This is a genomic window from Streptomyces sp. TN58, from assembly GCF_001941845.1.
Classification (GTDB): Bacteria; Actinomycetota; Actinomycetes; order Streptomycetales; family Streptomycetaceae; genus Streptomyces.
This window is the reverse complement of sequence record NZ_CP018870.1, coordinates 2,318,312-2,335,540: the sequence shown is the minus strand read 5'-3', so window position 1 is coordinate 2,335,540 and position 17,229 is coordinate 2,318,312. Positions and strand designations below refer to the sequence as shown.

Sequence of the window (17,229 nt, the reverse complement as noted above, 5' to 3'; positions counted from 1 at the left end):
ACGGCTACTGGACGGTGCGGAACGCCAGCGTGACGTTGTGGCCGCCGAAGCCGAAGGAGTTGTTGATCGCGGAGATCGGGCCGTCGGCCGGCAGCTTGCGCGGCTCGCCGACGACGATGTCCGCGTCGATGTCGTCGTCGAGCGCGTCGACGTTGATCGTCGGCGGGGCCAGCCGGTGGTGGAGCGCCAGCACGGTCGCGACGGTCTCGATACCGCCCGCGCCACCCAGCAGGTGACCGGTCATCGACTTGGTCGCGGAGATCGCGATGTGGTCGAGGTCGTCGCCCAGGACCTTGCGCAGGGCCTTGATCTCGGCCGTGTCACCCTGCGGGGTGGACGTGGCGTGCGCGTTGACGTGGACCAGCTCGGCCGGGTCCAGACCCGTGTTGTCGAGCAGGTTCTGCACCGCGGCCGCGACACCGCGGCCGGTCGGCTCCGGCTGTGCGATGTGGTGGCTGTCCGCGGAGAGACCCTGGCCCAGCACCTCGCAGTAGACCCGGGCGCCGCGCCGCGCGGCGTGCTCGGCCGACTCCAGGATGACGACGCCCGCGCCCTCGCCGAGGACGAAGCCGTCACGGGCCTTGTCGTACGGACGGGAGGCCGTCTGCGGGCTCTCGTTGTTCTTCGACATCGCCATCATGTTGGCGAAGGCGGCGATCGGCAGCGGGTGGATCGCGGCCTCGGTGCCGCCCGCGACGACCACGTCGGCGCGGCCGGTGCGGATCATCTCGACGGCGTAGCCGATGGCCTCGGCGCCGGACGCGCAGGCGCTGACCGGCGTGTGCACGCCGGCCTGGGCGTTGACCTCCAGGCCGACGTTGGCCGACGGGCCGTTCGGCATGAGCATGGGGACGGTGTGCGGGGAGACCCGGCGCACACCCTTTTCCTTCAGTACGTCGTACTGGTCGAGCAGCGTCGTGACACCGCCGATGCCGGAAGCGATCACGGTGCCGAGCCGGTCGGGCGCGATCTGCTCGTCCTCGCCGGCCGGAGCGGTGTAGCCGGCGTCGGCCCACGCCTCGCGGGCCGCGATGACGGCGAACTGCGCCGAGCGGTCGAGCTTGCGGGCCAGCGGCCGGGGCAGGACCTCACTCGGGTCCACGGCGACAGGGGCGGCGATACGTACCGGGAGTTCGGCGAAGCGCTCGCCCTCCAGGGGCTTGACGCCGGAACGGCCGGCGAGCAGACCTTCCCAGGTCGAAGCGCTGTCGCCACCCAGCGGAGTGGTTGCGCCGATACCGGTGACGACCACGGTGCGATTGGTCGGGCTCACAGGAATTCTTTCTCCACGTCTCAGGGGGTGCTGAATTGTCACGGCGCCACCGCGGGGTGGCGACAAACGCTCGTCAGGCTCAGGCCTGGTGCTTCAGGATGTACTCGGCGGCGTCGCCGACCGTCTTGAGGTTCTTGACGTCCTCGTCCGGGATCTTGACGTCGAAGCGCTCTTCGGCGGCGACGACGACCTCGACCATGGACAGCGAGTCGACGTCCAGGTCGTCGGTGAAGGACTTGTCGATCTCGACGTCCTCGACCGGGATGCCCGCGATCTCGTTGACGATCTCGGCGAGGCCCTCGACGATCTCCTGCTGCGTGGCGGCCATGTGGCGCTCCTTCTGTGGGTAACTGGGTAGGAAGACCGGGATGTGGATCCCGGCCCTAGGGGAGGGTAACGACCGTCGCGGCGTAGACGAGCCCCGCCCCGAAGCCGATGACGAGCGCGGTGTCGCCGCTCTTCGCCGCTCCGGTCGCCAGGAGCCGCTCCATGGCGAGCGGGATCGAGGCGGCCGACGTGTTGCCGGTGGTCTCCACGTCGCGGGCGACCGTGACGTGCTCCGGCAGCTTGAGAGTCTTCACCATCGAGTCGATGATCCGCATGTTCGCCTGGTGCGGGATGAAGACGTCCAGGTCCTGGGCGGTGATCCCGGCCGCGTCGAGCGCCTGCTGGGCCACCTTGGCCATCTCGAAGACGGCCCAGCGGAAGACCGCCTGACCCTCCTGCGTGATGGCCGGGAACTTCTCTCCGGCGTCCTTGCCGAGGTACTCGTCCCACGGCACGGTCTGCTTGATCGTGTCGGACTTGTCGCCCTCCGAACCCCACACCGTGGGGCCGATGGCCGGCTCGTCCGAGGGGCCGACGACCACGGCGCCGGCGCCGTCGCCGAACAGGAAGGCCGTCGCGCGGTCCTCCAGGTCCGTCAGGTCCGAAAGCCGCTCCACGCCGATGACGAGGACGTACTCCGCGGAACCCTCCACCACCATGCCCTTGGCGAGGGTCAGGCCGTAGCCGAAGCCGGCACAGCCCGCGGAGATGTCGAAGGCGGCGGGCTTGACCGCGCCGACCCGGTGGGCGATCTCGGTCGCGACGGCCGGGGTCTGCTTGAAGTGCGAGACCGTGGAGACGATCACCGCACCGATCTGCTCGGGGGCGACGCCGGCGTCGGCCAGCGCCTTGCCCGAGGCCTCCACCGACATGGCGGCGACGGTCTCCTGGGGCGAGGCCCAGTGCCGGGTCGCGATGCCGGAGCGGGAGCGGATCCACTCGTCGGACGAGTCGATGGTCTTGAGGATGACCTCGTTGGGCACCACACGGGTCGGGCGGTAGCCGCCGACTCCGAGGATGCGGGCGTAGGGGGAGCCCTTGGCCGGCTTGATCTTGGACATGCTGTGTGGGCTCCTTCTCTCAGGCCGTCAGTTCGGCGACCAGCGCCGCGGCCTTTTCGAGATCGTCCGGGGTCTTCAGCGCCACGCTCGGTACGCCCTTCAGCGCGCGCTTGGCCAGACCCGTCAGGGTGCCACCGGGGGACAGTTCGATGATCCCCGTGACGCCCAGCTCGGCGAACGTCTCCATGCACAGGTCCCAGCGGACCGGGTTCGCGACCTGGCCCACCAGGCGGGCGACGACGTCGGCGCCCGTGGTGACGACGCGGCCGTCCTTGTTCGAGACGTACTTCAGGGCCGGGTCGGCCGGGGAAAGAGCCTCGGCGGCCTTCTCCAGTTCGGCGACCGCGGGGGCCATGTGGTGCGTGTGGAAGGCGCCCGCCACCTTGAGCGGAACGACCTTCATGGAACCCTCGGGCTTGTCGGCCTGCAGGGCTTCGATCTGCTCCATCGTGCCGGCGGCCACGATCTGGCCCGCGCCGTTGATGTTGGCCGGGGTCAGGCCGAGCTTCTCCAGGTGTGCGACGACAGCGGCGGGGTCCCCGCCGAGCACCGCGGCCATGCCCGTCTCGGTGACGGCGGCGGCCTGCGCCATGCCCAGCCCGCGGGTCCGGACGAACGACAGCGCGTCCTGCTCGGGCAGCACGCCGGCGATGGCCGCGGCGGTGATCTCACCGACGCTGTGGCCGGCGACGGCACCGAAGACCGAGGTGGAACCCAGCGCGGACGCGGACAGCAGACCGGCGGCGACCAGCAGGGGCTGGGCGACCGCGGTGTCGCGGATCTCCTCGGCGTCGGCCGTCGTGCCGTAGCGCGCGAGGTCCAGCTTGATGGCGTCGGACCAGGCGGCGACGCGGTCGGCGGCGCCGGGGAGGTCGAGCCAGGGAGTCAGGAAGCCGGGCGTCTGAGCGCCTTGGCCGGGAGCGACGAGTACGAGCACCCTCACACTCTCTCTTGTGGATGGACCCTGCCGCCCGTGGGGACAGGGACCAAGAACGGTCGGGGTAATTGTTGATGTCCCACAAAAGGTCAGGACTGGGTATCACCGTCAGCCAGACGCCCCAGGATCAGGGCGATCCGCAGCGTGAACGCCGATCGGACATCCGACGGCGACCAACCGGTGACGTCGGTCACACGTCGCAGCCGGTAGCGCACCGTATTCGGGTGCACGAACAGCATCCGGGCAGCCCCTTCGAGACTGCTCGCCTGCTCCAGATAGACGCTCAACGTCTCCAGCAGTGCCGACCCCGCCTCCTCAAGCGGTCTGTAGATCTCCTCCACCAGCTGTTCCCTGGCTGCCGGATCGGAGGCGATCGCGCGTTCCGGCAGGAGATCATCCGCCAGGACCGGCCGCGGCGCGTCCTGCCACGCCGTACAGGCCTTCAGCCCGGCCGCCGCGGCCTGCGCCGACTTCGTCGCGTTCAGCAGGTCGGACACCACCGGGCCGGCCACCACCGGCCCCGCCGCGAACGGCCCGATCAGGGACTTCGCCACCTGCATCGGGTTGTCGCTGCCGCCCGCGATGACGACCAGGCGGTCCCCGAGCACCCCGGTGAGGACCTGGAGCTTGTGGTGCCGGGCCGCACGCCGGATCGCCTCGACCGTCAGCTCGCTGTCGCCCTCCGGGGCGGTGCCGAGCACCACGCACACGTGCTCCGGGGAGTTCCAGCCGAGCGCCGCCGCCCGTGACAGCGCGCCCTCGTCGGCCTCACCGGACAGCACCGCGTTGACGACCAGGGACTCCAGCCGCGCGTCCCACGCCCCGCGCGCCTCCGCCGCCTGCGCGTACACCTGGGCGGTCGCGAAGGCGATCTCCCGCGCGTACACCAGCAACGCCTCGCGCAGGATCGACTCGTCACCGGGGGCCGCCACCTCCTCGATCGCGGTCTCCATGACCTCGATGGTGGTGCGGACCATCTCCACGGTCTGCCGCAGCGTGATCGCCCGGGTCAGCTCGCGCGGAGCCGTACCGAAGACGTCGGTGGAGATCGCCTGCGGAGTCTCCGGATGCCGGAACCACTCGGTGAACGCGGCGATACCGGCCTGCGCGACCAGGCCGATCCACGACCGGTTCTCCGGTGGCATCGCCCGGTACCACGGCAGGGTCTCGTCCATGCGGGCGATCGCGTTGGCGGCGAGCCGGCCGGAGGACTTCTCCAGGCGGCGCAGCGTCGCGGCGTGCGGATGCACGGGAGCGGGATGCGCGGCGTGTGTGGCGGGGGAATGCTCACGTTCGGGTTGAGGCACGGGACAAGACTGCCTTATCGGGAAGGCTGCGCCGAGTCCGGTCCCGCGCCGGGCCCCCGCCCGGCCGCTACCGTGGCCCTCATGATTGATGTACGCCGCGGCGCCGACCGGTACGAGGGAGGGGACCCGGCGGCCGGGATCACCACCCGGCACGCCTTCTCCTTCGGGTCCTTCTACGACCCGGACAACCTGCGCTTCGGCCCCGTCCTGGCCTGCAACGAGGAGACCCTCGCACCGGGCGCCGGCTTCGACGAGCACCCGCACAGCCACACCGAGATCGTGACCTGGGTGATCGACGGCGAGCTCACCCACCAGGACAGCACCGGAGAGAAGAGCACCGTCCTGCCCGGCGACGTCCAGCGGCTCAGCGCCGGCTCCGGGGCACGGCACGTCGAGCGCAACGACGGTGACCGGCCGCTGCGCTTCGTGCAGATGTGGCTCTCGCCGCTCGCCGCGGGCGGCGATCCCTCGTACGAGGTGCTGCGCGGCGTCCCCGACGGCTCGCCCTACGGGATCCCCGCGGCCGGCTCCGCCCTGCACGTACGGCGCCCCGGCGCGGGCGAGCGGGTCGCCGTACCGGCCGCCGAGCGGGTGTACCTGCACGTCGTGCACGGCGACCTGCGCCTGGACGGGGCGGAGCTGGGCCCCGGGGACTCGGCGCGGATCACCGCCGAGACGGGGCTGGAGATCATCGCCGGGTCCCCGGGGGAACTGCTGATCTGGGAACTGCCGGCCTGAGGGCCGGGACCGCCCAGCCGGTCAGGCGGAGCGGAGCTCGGCGGTCAGGCGGAGCGGAGCTCGGCGAGGACCGCGTCGGTGAACGGCGTCCACGCCTCGACCGCCCACGGGCCGAAGGGCCGGTCGGTGAGCGCCACGCACGCGGCGCGCGCGTCCGGGTCGACCCACAGGAAGGTGCCGGCCTGCCCGAAGTGGCCGAAGGTGCGCGGCGAGGAGGTCAGGCCCGTCCAGTGCGGGGACTTGCCGTCACGGATCTCCATGCCGAGCCCCCAGTCGTTGGGGGACTGGCTGCCGTAGCCCGGCAGGACGCCCTTGAGCCCGGGGTGGACGACCGAGGTGGCCCCGGCGACCGTACGGGCGTCGAGCAGCCGCGGAGCCTGCAGTTCCGCGGCGAAGCGCAGCAGGTCGGAGACGGTGGAGACGCCGTCCTTGGCGGGCGAGCCGTCCAGGGTGGTCGACGCCATGCCCAGCGGCTCGAAGACGGCCTGGTGCACGTACTCCGCGAACGGGATGCCGGTGGCCTTGGCGATGTGGTCGCCGAGCACCTCGAAACCGGCGTTCGAGTACAGCCGGCGCGTACCGGGCGCCGCCATCGCACGGTGCTCGTCGAAGGCCAGGCCGCTGGTGTGCGCCAGCAGGTGACGGACCGTCGACCCCTCGGGTCCGGCCGGCTCGTCCAGCTCGATCGCGCCTTCCTCGTACGCGACGAGGGCGGCGTACGCGGCGAGCGGCTTGGTGACCGACGCCAGCGCGAAGCGGTGGCCGACGGGGCCGTGCGAGCCGGCGAGGCTCCCGTCGGCGCGTACGACGGCCGCCGCGGCGGTGTCCACCGGCCAGGTCTCGATGATCCGCAGGCTTTCCATGCCGCTCACGGCCTCCTTGCTGTCCATGCGGCCGAGCCTACTTGCTTGGAGTGCGCTCAAGGGTTTTAGCGTGGGGGCCATGAGCCAGAGCCTGAGCCTGACGCAGACGCGGTACACCATCAGCGAGGTGGCGGCCCGGACCGGTCTGAGCCAGCACACCCTGCGCTGGTACGAGCGGATCGGGCTGATGCAGCAGGTGGACCGCTCGCATTCGGGCCAGCGCCGCTTCACCGACGCCGACCTCGACTGGCTGTGCTTCGTGGGCAAGCTGCGCGCCACGGGGATGTCGGTGGCGGACATGGTCCGCTACGCCGAGCTGGTCCGGGAGGGCGAGCACACCCGGGGGGAACGCCGTGAGCTGCTGGAACACACGCGGCGCGAGGTGCGGGCACGGATCACGGAGCTGACGGACGCACTGGCCGTACTGGACTACAAGATCGACATGTATGCGGGGACCCGATGAGGGCGGCCTCGCGGAGGGGACAGCGATGACGGAGTACGGCGACCACACCCTGGACCGGATCGAGCTCGGCAGGGGCGGCCCGAGGGTCGGCGTCCAGGGCCTGGGCTGCATGGGCATGAGCGAGTTCTACGGCGACACCGACGAGGCGGCCGCCCGGCAGACCCTGGAGGCGGCGCTGTCCGCCGGGGTCACCCTCTTCGACACGGCCGACGCCTACGGCCGGGGCCGCAACGAGGAGTTCCTCGCCCCGTTCGTGGCCGCGCACCGGGACGAGATCACCCTGGCGACGAAGTTCGCCCTGGAGCGCACCGACGACCCCGCCTACCGGGGCATCCGCAACGACCGCGCCTACATGCGCGGCGCTGTGGAGGGCAGCCTGCGCTGGCTCGGGGTGGACGTCATCGACCTGTACTACATGCACCGGCGCGACCCGGCCGTCCCGCTCGCCGAGTCGGTGGGTGCCATGGCGGAGCTGGTGCGGGAGGGCAAGGTGCGCCACCTCGGGCTGAGCGAGGTCACCGGCGCGGAGCTGCGCGAGGCGCATGCCGTGCACCCGATCGCGGCGCTCCAGTCGGAGTGGTCGCTGTTCAGCCGGGACGTGGAGCGCAGCGCGGTGGCCGCGGCGGCGGATCTGGGGGTGGCCTTCGTGCCGTACTCCCCGCTCGGCCGGGGCTTCCTGACCGGGACCTTCGCGGACGCGTCGGCGGACCTGTCGCAGAGCGACTTCCGGCGCTTCCAGCCGCGCTTCACGGGCGCCAACGCCAGGGCGAACGCGGCGCTGCTGGACCCGGTCCGGGAGATCGCGCGGGAACTGGGCGCGAGCCCCGCGCAGATCGCCCTGGCCTGGGTCCAGCAGCGCGCGGCGGTGCACGGGCTGACGGTGGTTCCGATCCCGGGCACCCGTCGGGCGGAGCGGCTGCACGAGAACATCGCGGCCACCCGGATCACGCTGACGCCGGCGCAGCTGTCCCTGCTGGAACCGATCGCCGCGCAGGTCGCCGGCGACCGCTACCCGGACATGACCTTCACCGCGGCGGCCCGGGAGGAGTGACGGCGGCCCCCTCAGGGGTGCCGCTTCCGCAGCACCGCGAAGGCGCCCCAGAGGGAGAGTGCGGCCAGGACCAGGACGACGGCCGTCTCGACGGACTGGGTCGGCCAGTAGTGGCTGACCGGGTGGTATTCCAGGTACCACCCGGTCACGTCCAGGTCTGCGGGGCACTGGCTCATGCTGCGGGTGCGCTCGAAGCAGGCACCCTCGGACAGGCGCCCGCCCGAGCCGGTGGTGAGTCCGAGGTCCGTCATGAAGTCGCCGGTCGACAGCTTCGGGGGCCCGGCCGCCACGGGCGCGGTGAGCGTCCGGATCGGCAGGATGGACCAGCGCAGACTGCTGAGGACCAGCATCACCACGCCGGTGACCAGTCCGGTGACCGCCATGGCGGGCAGTGTGCGCCGTACGAGCTGGCCCACGAGGGTTCCCACGGCCACGCCCAGCAGGCAGTACGCCACCACCACCGTGCCGGTCGACTCGTACGGCCCGCGGTCGGCCCAGGTGAACTGGTGGCTGTCGGCGAGCGGGGCATGGCCGAGGCGGTAGACCCCGACCAGGGCGGCCGAGCCGGCTGTGGCGGCCGCGGCCGCCAGCACGGCCTTCGAGGCGAGCCAGGCCCTGGGCGTCGTCGACTGGGTGAGGGCGAGGCGGTAGGTGCCGCTCTCCAGTTCACGGGCCACCACCGGGCCGGCGGTGAAGGCGCCCACCAGCAGCGGCAGCAACAGCATGGCGGTGCCGGCGTGTCCCATCCCCTCCCGCAGCGCCCAGCCCGCGCCGACCTCGTAGGGGTCGGCGGCGTACGACGCCCACCAGCGCAGCGCGGTCACGGCGGCGAGGCTCGCGGAGACCGCGGCGGACAGCGTCCACAGCGCGCGCCGGTGCTGGCGGACGGTGACCCAGCGCGGGCCCTTGAGGGTCAGCATGCTCATGCCGCCACCGCCCCGGCGGTGCGGGGGCCGATGGCGAGGGCCGGGGCGTCGGGGGAGCGCAGGTGGGCGAGCAGGAGTTCTTCCAGTGAGGGGTGGGCCGTCTGCCAGGTGCCGGTGTCGAGCGGGCCGTGCGGCCTCGCGAGCGCGGTGAACAGGCGGCCGGTCGTCCGTGACTCGACGATGGTGTGGGAGGCCAGGTCGGCGGCGGCGGCCGCCGGCCCGGTGATCAGCCGGTGTGCCGCGACGACGTCGTCGACGGGGCCGGAGAGGCGGACGCGGCCGCTGTCGAGGAGCAGCAGGTGGTCGCAGGCCCCCTCCAGCTCGGCGACGATGTGCGAGGACATCACCACGGACGTGCCGTGTTCGGCGGCGTCGGCCATCAGCGCCCCCATGAGCCGGTGCCGGGCCAGCGGATCGAGGTCGGCCATCGGCTCGTCCAGCAAGAGCAGGCGGGGGCGTTTGCCGAGGGCGAGGGCCAGGGCGACCCGCGTGCGCTGCCCGCCCGAGAGGGAGCGGATCCTGGCGCCGCCGTCGAGCCCGCCCTCCTCCACGATCCGCGCGGCGCACTTGGCATCCCAGCGGCCCGGGTTGAGCTCGCGTCCCATGCGGAGGGTCTCGGCGACGGTCAACTGCGGATACAGGGGCTTGTCCTGGCCCACGTACGCCGTCTCCTCGCGCGGCGGCGCGCTGATGGCGCCCTCGGTGGGCCGCATCAGTCCCGCGGCGAGCGCCAGCAGGGTCGACTTGCCCGCGCCGTTGGGGCCGACCAGCGCGCACACGCCGTGGGCCGGCAGCCTGAAGGAGCAGTCGCGCAGGGCCCAGCCGCGTCGGCGTGAGTAGCGCACCCCCAGCCCGGTCGCCTCGATCACCGGATCGTCCGTCATGTGTCGTCCCCCTTGAAGTGTTGGTCCAGTACGGCAGTGAAGAGCGCGGCCACGTCGTCCCGCTCCATCCCCGCGGCGCTGGCGCGCCGTGCCCAGTCGGCCAGTTCCCCGCGCAGGGGCGAGTCGGCCCGGGCGCCCCCCAGGGACCTGCGCACGAAAGTGCCCATGCCCCGGCGTGCCTCCACGAGGCCCTCGCGTTCCAGCTCCCGGTAGGCCTTGAGCACGGTGTTCGGGTTGATGGCGGTCGCCTCGACGACCTCACGCGCGGTGGGCAGCTTGTCGCCCGGCTCCAGCAGTCCCAGGCGCAGGGCCTGCTTCGTCTGGTGGACGATCTGCAGGTAGGTGGCCATGCCGCTGCGCCGGTCGATGCGGTACTCCAGCACGTGCAGCACCCTTTCACTAGTTGAGTAGTGAAAGGGTGCTGCACGTGGTTACCGGATGTCAACGGGTGGCTTGGCCGGGCGTGTTGGCGCAGGGGCCGCCCAAAGAGATGACCTAGCGGGACTCGGCGGTGAAACGGTCCCGCAGGGTGGCGTACTCGCCGTCGGTCAGCAGGCCGGCCGAGTAGAGCTCGCCCAGGTGCCGCAGCCGCTCGTCGCCGGAGCGGCCCCGGGCGGCGCCGACCGGGGTGCGGCTGCGGGTGGCGGCGAGGAGGGCCGCGGCGAACGGCAGCGACTCGTGGACCGCGCCGTAGCCGACGCTGAAGACGGCCGTCGCGAGGTCGTGGTCGGGGCGGGGGTCGGCCGGGGTCTGGCGCGGATCCCGCAGCAGCAGCCGCAGGTGGCCCCCGGTGCCGCCGGGGGAGCGCCACTCGACGCCCGTGAGCTCGGCCAGCGGGTAGCGCTGGTCGCCCGCCTTCCACTTGGTGCCGGTGGCGCCCGTGCGGGACCACTGGAAGGCGACCGACGAGCCGTCGAAGCCCACGCGGGCGTCGTACGCCTTCAGCTGGAGCGGCGGCTGCGGTACGTCGACCAGGAAGCGCGGAGCGGGCTCGGCGGCGTCGGGCCCGAGCCGGGAGCGCAGGTCGGCGGCGAACGCGGAGGCCGAGGTCGCCCGCTCGCGCGGCAGCACCATCCGGTACGGGTCGCAGGCGTCCTTCAGCTGCCCGGCGGCCGCCTCCATCAGCGGATCGGCGCCAGGGCGCGGGACGGCGCGCAGGACCACCGTGTCCCGCCGTCCGGCGGTCACGGTCACGGCGGACACCGCTTCCAGGGGGATCCGGCGCGACCCCAGCGCTTGCCACAGTCTCGGCGTTCGCATCCCCCGAGCGAAGCGGATGAGCACCGAGTCCGAGTCGAACTCCCAGACGGCATGATTTCCGGCCAGTACGTCACCCATGCGCCACATGGTAAAGGGCGCCGCCCCCGCGCGTCCCCCTCGGTGAGTGAGCCGTTTTCCGCGCCTCTACGCGCGTCAGTCCCGCTCTGACCCGGAAATCCCGCGCCGGCACGCGTCGTCGCCGGTAGCGCACACAACGGAACCGAACGCGCCGGTTCCGATCTTGGCGAAGTTGGCCACCGAGTCCGTACCTGGCGCGAAATAGCCGGTGTGACTCCGGGCCCGGGCGGAGGACAGCAGCCGCGCCCCGAAGCCCGGGGACACCGGATCGGCGCCGTGCCCCAGCCCGCCGACCTCCAGATGCGGCACGTCCGCGATCCAGTCGCCCTCGTCGCGCGTGGCCCAGACCCGCGCCGAGGTGCGCAGCCCCGCGACGTTCTGCGCCCGCATGCCGGGGCTGCCCGCCACCACCACGTCCGTCACCCGTTTCGGCAGCTCGCGCGCGGCCACCCCGCACACCACCGAGCCGTAGCTGTGGCAGAACAGCGCCACGCTCGAATTCCCCGGCAGGGACACCGTCAGCGCCTTCAGCCGGACCGCGCCGTCGAAGGCCATCCGGCCCGTCGCGGCGTTCATGCCGACCCCGGTGGGGGCGGTGTAGCCGGCCCAGGCGATGACCGCCGTCCGGCTGTTCGGCGCGGCCGCCCGCTCGGCCCCGTACAGCGCTTCGGCCATGCCGACCGGGGAGGTCAGCCGGCGCTGGGTGCGCTCGAAGGTGAGGAGGTCGGTGTCCACGCCGGGAACGATCACCGAGACGCGCTCGGCGCCGACGAGGTCGCCGAAGACCTCGGCCACGCGGCCGCCGCCGGTCGGGTCGAACGCGAGGATCTGCCGCCCCGGTTCGGCCAGCGAGGCGAAGCGGTGGGCCCGCCGGGTGGCCTCGGCCCGGTCGGCCGGGGTCAGCGCGACGTCCCGGCTGCGGACCTCCTCGACCAGGCGGGCCTTCTCCAGGCCGCGTTGGTTGGCCCGGTAGCGGGTCGCGACCGGCGCCCCGTCGAGGTTGCCCACCACGAGCGGGTAGCCGTCGGCGAGCCGGGCCCGCTGCGCGCCGTCGAGGCCGGCGAAGAAGCGGGCCACCGTCCGCACGGGAGCGTCCGCGGGTGGCACCGGACGGCCGTTCAACAGGGCCTTGGACCAGGCGTCGAGGGCCGCGGCCCGCAGCGGCGTGCCGCCCTGGGGCCGGTGCACGGCCGTCCAGCCGGTGGTCGCCAGCATGATGAAGACGACCGCCAGCGCGAGCAGGGTGCGCAGGGCGGCCGGGCGCGGGTCGGCGCCGGGAACGGTGGGGTGGGCGAGGCCGGGCAGATTCACTGGGACCAGCCTAGGAGACCGATTCCGCGCATGGCGCGCCAGGTGACGCGGTTCACGCCCGACCGTGGGACCCCGGCCCGGGCGAACCGGCGGCCTCCGAAAGCCGGGCGAAAGATCCATAATGCCCCGTTTCGGGGCCGGTTCAGTGCCAGCGCCCCGCAAGAGCTGGGCCGATGCCGTCGAGGTAAGCGTCCGTCAGCCGGCGGATCGCCTCCACACCCGTGTCGTCGCCCTGCCCCCAGAGCCGCCCCGTGACCCTCATCACGCCGAAGAACGCCGCGACCGCCACCCGGGGCCGCGGGTCAGCGTCCACGTCCAGCCCCTCGCGGGCGGCGATCAGCCGGGAGATCCGCTCCTCCAGGCACGTGGAACGCCGCAGGTGCACGGCGAGCAGCGCCGGCGTGGACTCGATCAGCCGGTAGCTGCGCATGTACAGGTCGACCGGCACCACCTCGTGGAGGGCGTCGTCGACGGTGTCCCATGTGGCGAGCACGGCGCCCCGCAGGGCCTCCAGGGGGCCCTCGGAGGCAGGCCGCGCGTGCAGTTGGGCGACGAAGTGCGACTCCATCAGGTCCTGGACGGCGAAGACGGCCTCTTCCTTGTTGGCGAAGTAGCGGAAGAAGGTGCGCTGGGACACGGCCACGGCCGCGGTGATCTCGTCGACGGTGGTGCGCTCGTACCCCTGGGAGACGAAGAGCACCAGGGCGGCGCGCAGCAGCGCGCTCCGGGTGCGCCGTTTCTTGCGTTCGCGCAGTCCGTCCACCGGCGCGGCGGGCGCCCTCCGCTCCTCGATCGTCACCGCCGGGCTCCTTCCTGACGGCGGGTGGGCGGTCAGATTACCCGTGACCGGCGGCGCCGCGGCCGATCCGTTGAGCCGTTTGCGAGGAGCCGCGAGGCCGCGGCCGTCCACGCGAACGGCGGGCCGCGCATCACACGTTCAGGTCGGCCGCCGGCCGTGTCCGCAGCTCCACGCGGGCGGGCGCGGGACCGCCGCGCCGCCTTCCGGAGGGGTCAACTCCGTACGGGTGAAAGGCCGTCCGGACCGTTCCACCAGGGCTGTCGCCTATCAGGGTGGACCCGTCACGCTCCCCTTCCGCCCGACCGTCACCGCAGGTCAGCGTGGTGTCAGCGGAGCACCGGAAGCGGTCCGGGTGCCCGCCGTCCACAAGGAGTTGACCCGTCATGCGTACGTGTGGAACCACCCGCGCCACCACCACCCTCGCCGCGATCGCCCTGGCGGCGTGCGCCCTCGTCCCGAGCACCGCCGGCACCGCGCACGCCGCGGGCCCGCCGGGCCTCGGGGCCTGCGCGAGCGGCCAGCTGTGCCTGTGGGCCAAACCGGACTTCAAGGGCGCCCGGCAGACCCACGAGCTGAGCACCCTGGACATCAACAGCTGCACCGCCCTGCCCGCCGGCACCAGCGCCCAGTCGCTCACCAACCGCACCGGGCGCCCCGTCACCACGTACCAGTCGGCCGAATGCGCGGAGACCGGCGAGTTCCAGACCTATCCCGGCGACGGGGTCTGGCTGCCCCAGTCCCCCTACCAGGTACGCGCCTTCAAGGTGTGGGAGAGGTAACCCCGCGCCAGGCAAAAGGGCGCGGGCCCCGGCCGAAGCCGGGACCCGCGCCCCTCACACCGTGCCCGCCTACGCGTCCCCGCCGGCCGCGCCCGGGTCCGCCGCCGCCACGTCCAGCAGCCGGTACCTGTCGACGGCCTGCTTCAGCGCCGAGCGGTCCACCTTCCCGGCCTTGGCCAGCTCGGTCAGCGTCGCCAGCACCACCGACTGGGCGTCGATGTGGAAGAACCGCCGGGCCGCACCGCGCGTGTCCGCGAAGCCGAAGCCGTCCGCGCCCAGCGAGGTGTACGCACCGGGCACCCACCGCGAGATCTGGTCCGGAACGGAACGCATCCAGTCCGACACCGCCACGAACGGCCCCTCCGCACCCGACAGCTTCCGCGTCACGTACGGCACCTGCTGCTCCTCCTCCGGGTGCAGCAGGTTGTGCTCCTCCACCTCGACGGCCTCGCGCCGCAGCTCGTTCCAGGAGGTCGCCGACCACACGTCCGCCCTGACGTTCCACTCCTCGGCGAGGATCCGCTGTGCCTCCAGCGCCCACGGCACGGCCACACCGGACGCCATCAGCTGGGCCGGGATGGTGCCGGAGGTGCCCTGGGAGACCCGGTGGATGCCCTTGAGGATGCCGTCCACGTCGACGTCCGCCGGCTCCGCGGGGTGCTGGATCGGCTCGTTGTAGACGGTCAGGTAGTAGAAGACGTCCTCCGCCTCCGGGCCGTACATCCGGCGCAGGCCGTCCTGCACGATGTGCGCGATCTCGTACCCGTAGGCCGGGTCGTAGGCCACGCAGCCCGGGTTCGTCGAGGCCAGCAGCTGGGAGTGGCCGTCCGCGTGCTGCAGGCCCTCACCCGTCAGGGTGGTCCGGCCGGCGGTCGCACCCAGTACGAAACCGCGCGCCAGCTGGTCGGCCATCTGCCAGAACTGGTCACCGGTGCGCTGGAAGCCGAACATCGAGTAGAAGACGTAGACCGGGATCAGCGGCTCGCCGTGCGTCGCGTACGCGGAGCCCGCGGCGATCAGCGAGGCCGTGCAGCCCGCCTCCGAGATGCCGTCGTGCAGCATCTGGCCGGTCGGGGACTCCTTGTACGCGAGCAGCAGGTCGCGGTCGACCGCCTCGTACTGCTGGCCCAGCGGGTTGTAGATCTTGGCGCTGGGGAAGAAGGCGTCCATACCGAAGGTCCGGTACTCGTCGGGCGCGATCAGCACGAAGCGCTTGCCGATCTCCTTGTCCCGCATCAGGTCCTTCAGGATGCGGACGAAGGCCATCGTCGTGGCGATCGACTGCTGGCCCGAGCCCTTCTTCGCGGCCGCGTAGGCCTTCTCGTCCGGCAGCTGCAGCGGCTTCGCGCGCACCACACGGGTCGGCACGTAGCCGCCGTGCGCACTGCGCTGGTCGTGCATGTACTGGATCTCGGGCGAATTGCGGCCCGGGTGGTAGTACGGCGGAGCGCCGCTCTCCAGCTGCGCGTCGGTGATCGGGATGTGCAGGCGGTCACGGAAGCGCTTGAGGTCGTCGACCGTCAGCTTCTTCATCTGGTGCGTGGCGTTGCGGCCCTCGAAGTTCGGGCCGAGGGTCCAGCCCTTCACCGTCTGCGCCAGGATCACCGTCGGCTGGCCCTTGTGCGCCTTGGCCGCCGCGTACGCCGCGTAGACCTTCTTGTGGTCGTGACCGCCGCGGCCCAGGTGCTGGATCTGGTAGTCGCTCATGTTCTCGACCATGGCGCGCAGCCGCTGGTCACCGCCGAAGAAGTGTTCACGGATGTACGCGCCCGACTCGGTGGCGTACGTCTGGAACTGCCCGTCCGGGGTGGAGTTCATCTTGTTGACCAGGATGCCGTCGCGGTCCTGCGCCAGCAGCGGGTCCCAGGACCGGTCCCAGATCAGCTTGATCACGTTCCAGCCGGCGCCGCGGAACTGCGACTCCAGCTCCTGGATGATCTTGCCGTTGCCGCGCACCGGGCCGTCGAGGCGCTGCAGGTTGCAGTTCACGACGAAGGTCAGGTTGTCCAGGCCCTCGCGGGCGGCGATCGACAGCTGGCCGAGCGACTCCGGCTCGTCCATCTCACCGTCGCCGAGATACGCCCAAACGTGGGACCTGGAGGTGTCCGCGATCCCGCGCGCCTCCATGTAGCGGTTCATCCGCGCCTGGTAGATCGCCCCCAGCGGGCCGAGGCCCATCGAGACGGTCGGGAACTCCCAGAAGTCCGGCATCAGCCGCGGGTGCGGGTAGCTGGACAGGCCGTGCGGCGCCTTCGACTTCTCCTGGCGGAACGCGTCGAGCTGCTGCTCGGTGAGCCGGTCCAGGAGGTAGGCGCGGGCGTAGATGCCGGGGGAGGCGTGGCCCTGGAAGAAGATCTGGTCGCCGCCGTCGCCCTCGTCCTTGCCACGGAAAAAGTGGTTGAAGCCCACGTCGTAGAGGGAGGCCGAGGACGCGAACGTGGCGATGTGGCCGCCGACGCCGATCCCGGGACGCTGGGCGCGCGAGACCATGACGGCCGCGTTCCACCGGGTGGCGTTGAGGACCTTGCGCTCGATCTCCTCGTTGCCGGGGAAGAACGGCTCGTCCTTCGTCGCGATCGTGTTGACGTAGTCCGTGCTGCGCATCTCGGGCACGGCCACGCGCTTCTCGCGGGCCCGCTCGATCAGGCGCAGCATGAGATAGCGGGCCCGCTCCCGGCCCCGCTCGTCGACCGCTGCGTCCAGGGAGTCGAGCCACTCCTGGGTCTCCTCCGGATCGAAGTCCGGGACCTGACTCGGGAGGCCGCCAATGATGATCGGATTGCGATCGGATGCGGAAGCCACGCTGTTCCTTCGCTGTCGGTGGAGTCGTGCCGGGGCCGTAACCGGGGGGTGCCGCCTCCCATGGTCTTACGCCCGGCCCCAATCGTCATCCGTACCACTGGGTAATCCCCGCGGTCGGCGGGGGACCCGGCAGGTGCGGACGGGGTCCGGTTCCGCGGTGCGGGGGTGGCGGGTGCGACCGAAACGCAACCTTACGCCCAAGCCGGTCGGCCGCCCCGGGAGGCCGTTCGTCCCTCAAACAGGTAGGAAAGTCCTCATGCGATGCGAATGAGCTGGAATGGTGTGGGATGAATCACCACAGGTGCACACGGGCACCCTGAAAGTTGCGGCGAGACGGCCGCAATCGTCACCGTTTCGACGGTCTCGGCGG

At 72.1% G+C, this 17,229-nt stretch carries 17 protein-coding genes; 4 read left to right on the top strand and 13 right to left on the bottom strand.

All coding sequences use genetic code 11. The annotated features are described in order from the left end of the window. Positions 1–4 precede the first annotated feature (4 nt). The 5 genes from fabF to BSL84_RS10635 form a co-directional block, all read right to left on the bottom strand. Positions 5–1,273, bottom strand: coding sequence for a beta-ketoacyl-ACP synthase II (gene fabF, locus BSL84_RS10655; protein ID WP_030026032.1), 1,269 nt, complete (start codon positions 1,271–1,273; stop codon positions 5–7). A 79-nt stretch (positions 1,274–1,352) separates the two neighbouring features. After that, a complete protein-coding gene (locus tag BSL84_RS10650) occupies positions 1,353–1,601 on the bottom strand; it encodes an acyl carrier protein (protein WP_030026030.1) in 249 nt (82 codons plus the stop codon). A gap of 55 nt (positions 1,602–1,656) precedes the next feature. Next, positions 1,657–2,661: a ketoacyl-ACP synthase III gene (locus tag BSL84_RS10645; protein ID WP_030026029.1), complete on the bottom strand. Its 1,005-nt coding sequence runs from the start codon at positions 2,659–2,661 to the stop codon at positions 1,657–1,659. Between the two features lie 19 nt (positions 2,662–2,680). After that, positions 2,681–3,598, bottom strand: coding sequence for an ACP S-malonyltransferase (locus BSL84_RS10640; RefSeq protein ID WP_030026027.1), 918 nt, complete (start codon positions 3,596–3,598; stop codon positions 2,681–2,683). 89 nt (positions 3,599–3,687) lie between these two features. Further along, positions 3,688–4,905 carry a PucR family transcriptional regulator gene (locus tag BSL84_RS10635; protein ID WP_030026026.1) on the bottom strand — a complete coding sequence of 406 codons (1,218 nt, stop codon included), beginning with the start codon at positions 4,903–4,905 and terminating at the stop codon, positions 3,688–3,690. Positions 4,906–4,986: 81 nt separating this feature from the next. On the opposite strand from BSL84_RS10635, the gene BSL84_RS10630 reads away from it, so the two are divergent. Continuing rightward, positions 4,987–5,643, top strand: coding sequence for a pirin family protein (locus tag BSL84_RS10630; RefSeq protein WP_199838715.1), 657 nt, complete (start codon positions 4,987–4,989; stop codon positions 5,641–5,643). 44 nt (positions 5,644–5,687) lie between these two features. Here the strand turns inward: BSL84_RS10630 and BSL84_RS10625 are convergent, their stop codons facing one another. Further along, positions 5,688–6,506, bottom strand: a complete 819-nt coding sequence (locus BSL84_RS10625) for a serine hydrolase domain-containing protein (protein ID WP_045320763.1) — start codon at positions 6,504–6,506, stop codon at positions 5,688–5,690. Positions 6,507–6,585: 79 nt separating this feature from the next. Here BSL84_RS10625 and BSL84_RS10620 point away from each other — a divergent pair, with 79 nt between their 5' ends. Then, complete coding sequence (locus BSL84_RS10620; protein ID WP_037660545.1) at positions 6,586–6,969, top strand: MerR family transcriptional regulator; 384 nt, start codon at positions 6,586–6,588, stop codon at positions 6,967–6,969. Positions 6,970–6,994: 25 nt separating this feature from the next. Continuing rightward, positions 6,995–8,020, top strand: a complete 1,026-nt coding sequence (locus BSL84_RS10615; protein WP_075970222.1) for an aldo/keto reductase — start codon at positions 6,995–6,997, stop codon at positions 8,018–8,020. 11 nt (positions 8,021–8,031) lie between these two features. Here BSL84_RS10615 and BSL84_RS10610 read toward each other — a convergent pair whose 3' ends face one another. The 6 genes from BSL84_RS10610 to BSL84_RS10585 all read right to left on the bottom strand — a co-directional run bounded on the left by BSL84_RS10610 (position 8,032) and on the right by BSL84_RS10585 (position 13,278). Next, a complete protein-coding gene (locus tag BSL84_RS10610; RefSeq protein WP_075970221.1) occupies positions 8,032–8,946 on the bottom strand; it encodes a hypothetical protein in 915 nt (304 codons plus the stop codon). Then, on the bottom strand, positions 8,943–9,830 hold the full coding sequence (locus BSL84_RS10605) for an ABC transporter ATP-binding protein (RefSeq protein ID WP_045320713.1): 888 nt from the start codon (positions 9,828–9,830) through the stop codon (positions 8,943–8,945). Before BSL84_RS10605 ends, BSL84_RS10610 begins: the two co-directional genes overlap by 4 nt. Then, entirely contained in the window at positions 9,827–10,180 is a 354-nt protein-coding gene (locus BSL84_RS10600; protein WP_075972043.1) for a GntR family transcriptional regulator, read from the bottom strand. The genes BSL84_RS10605 and BSL84_RS10600 overlap by 4 nt, the downstream gene beginning before the upstream one ends. Positions 10,181–10,325: 145 nt before the next feature. Continuing rightward, on the bottom strand, positions 10,326–11,168 hold the full coding sequence (locus BSL84_RS10595; RefSeq protein WP_030026020.1) for a DUF4429 domain-containing protein: 843 nt from the start codon (positions 11,166–11,168) through the stop codon (positions 10,326–10,328). A 75-nt stretch (positions 11,169–11,243) separates the two neighbouring features. Beyond that, positions 11,244–12,383: an alpha/beta hydrolase gene (locus tag BSL84_RS10590; RefSeq protein WP_079273434.1), complete on the bottom strand. Its 1,140-nt coding sequence runs from the start codon at positions 12,381–12,383 to the stop codon at positions 11,244–11,246. A gap of 238 nt (positions 12,384–12,621) precedes the next feature. Further along, positions 12,622–13,278: a TetR/AcrR family transcriptional regulator gene (locus tag BSL84_RS10585; protein WP_234308279.1), complete on the bottom strand. Its 657-nt coding sequence runs from the start codon at positions 13,276–13,278 to the stop codon at positions 12,622–12,624. A 383-nt stretch (positions 13,279–13,661) separates the two neighbouring features. Here BSL84_RS10585 and BSL84_RS10580 point away from each other — a divergent pair, with 383 nt between their 5' ends. Next, entirely contained in the window at positions 13,662–14,057 is a 396-nt protein-coding gene (locus BSL84_RS10580) for a peptidase inhibitor family I36 protein (RefSeq protein WP_045320711.1), read from the top strand. 69 nt (positions 14,058–14,126) lie between these two features. Here the strand turns inward: BSL84_RS10580 and aceE are convergent, their stop codons facing one another. After that, on the bottom strand, positions 14,127–16,859 hold the full coding sequence (gene aceE / locus BSL84_RS10575; RefSeq protein ID WP_030026016.1) for a pyruvate dehydrogenase (acetyl-transferring), homodimeric type: 2,733 nt from the start codon (positions 16,857–16,859) through the stop codon (positions 14,127–14,129). Between the last annotated feature and the right edge of the window lie 370 nt (positions 16,860–17,229).

Coding starts and splice junctions, on each gene's coding strand:
- BSL84_RS10580 (WP_045320711.1), top strand. CDS start 13,662: ATGCGTACGTGTGGAACCACCCGCGCCACCACCACCCTCGCCGCGATC.
- BSL84_RS10615 (WP_075970222.1), top strand. CDS start 6,995: ATGACGGAGTACGGCGACCACACCCTGGACCGGATCGAGCTCGGCAGG.
- BSL84_RS10610 (WP_075970221.1), bottom strand. CDS start 8,946: ATGAGCATGCTGACCCTCAAGGGCCCGCGCTGGGTCACCGTCCGCCAG.
- BSL84_RS10600 (WP_075972043.1), bottom strand. CDS start 10,180: ATGGCCACCTACCTGCAGATCGTCCACCAGACGAAGCAGGCCCTGCGC.
- BSL84_RS10620 (WP_037660545.1), top strand. CDS start 6,586: ATGAGCCAGAGCCTGAGCCTGACGCAGACGCGGTACACCATCAGCGAG.
- BSL84_RS10650 (WP_030026030.1), bottom strand. CDS start 1,601: ATGGCCGCCACGCAGCAGGAGATCGTCGAGGGCCTCGCCGAGATCGTC.
- BSL84_RS10595 (WP_030026020.1), bottom strand. CDS start 11,168: ATGGGTGACGTACTGGCCGGAAATCATGCCGTCTGGGAGTTCGACTCG.
- BSL84_RS10605 (WP_045320713.1), bottom strand. CDS start 9,830: ATGACGGACGATCCGGTGATCGAGGCGACCGGGCTGGGGGTGCGCTAC.
- BSL84_RS10645 (WP_030026029.1), bottom strand. CDS start 2,661: ATGTCCAAGATCAAGCCGGCCAAGGGCTCCCCCTACGCCCGCATCCTC.
- BSL84_RS10630 (WP_199838715.1), top strand. CDS start 4,987: ATGATTGATGTACGCCGCGGCGCCGACCGGTACGAGGGAGGGGACCCG.
- BSL84_RS10625 (WP_045320763.1), bottom strand. CDS start 6,506: ATGGAAAGCCTGCGGATCATCGAGACCTGGCCGGTGGACACCGCCGCG.
- BSL84_RS10590 (WP_079273434.1), bottom strand. CDS start 12,383: ATGCTGGCGACCACCGGCTGGACGGCCGTGCACCGGCCCCAGGGCGGC.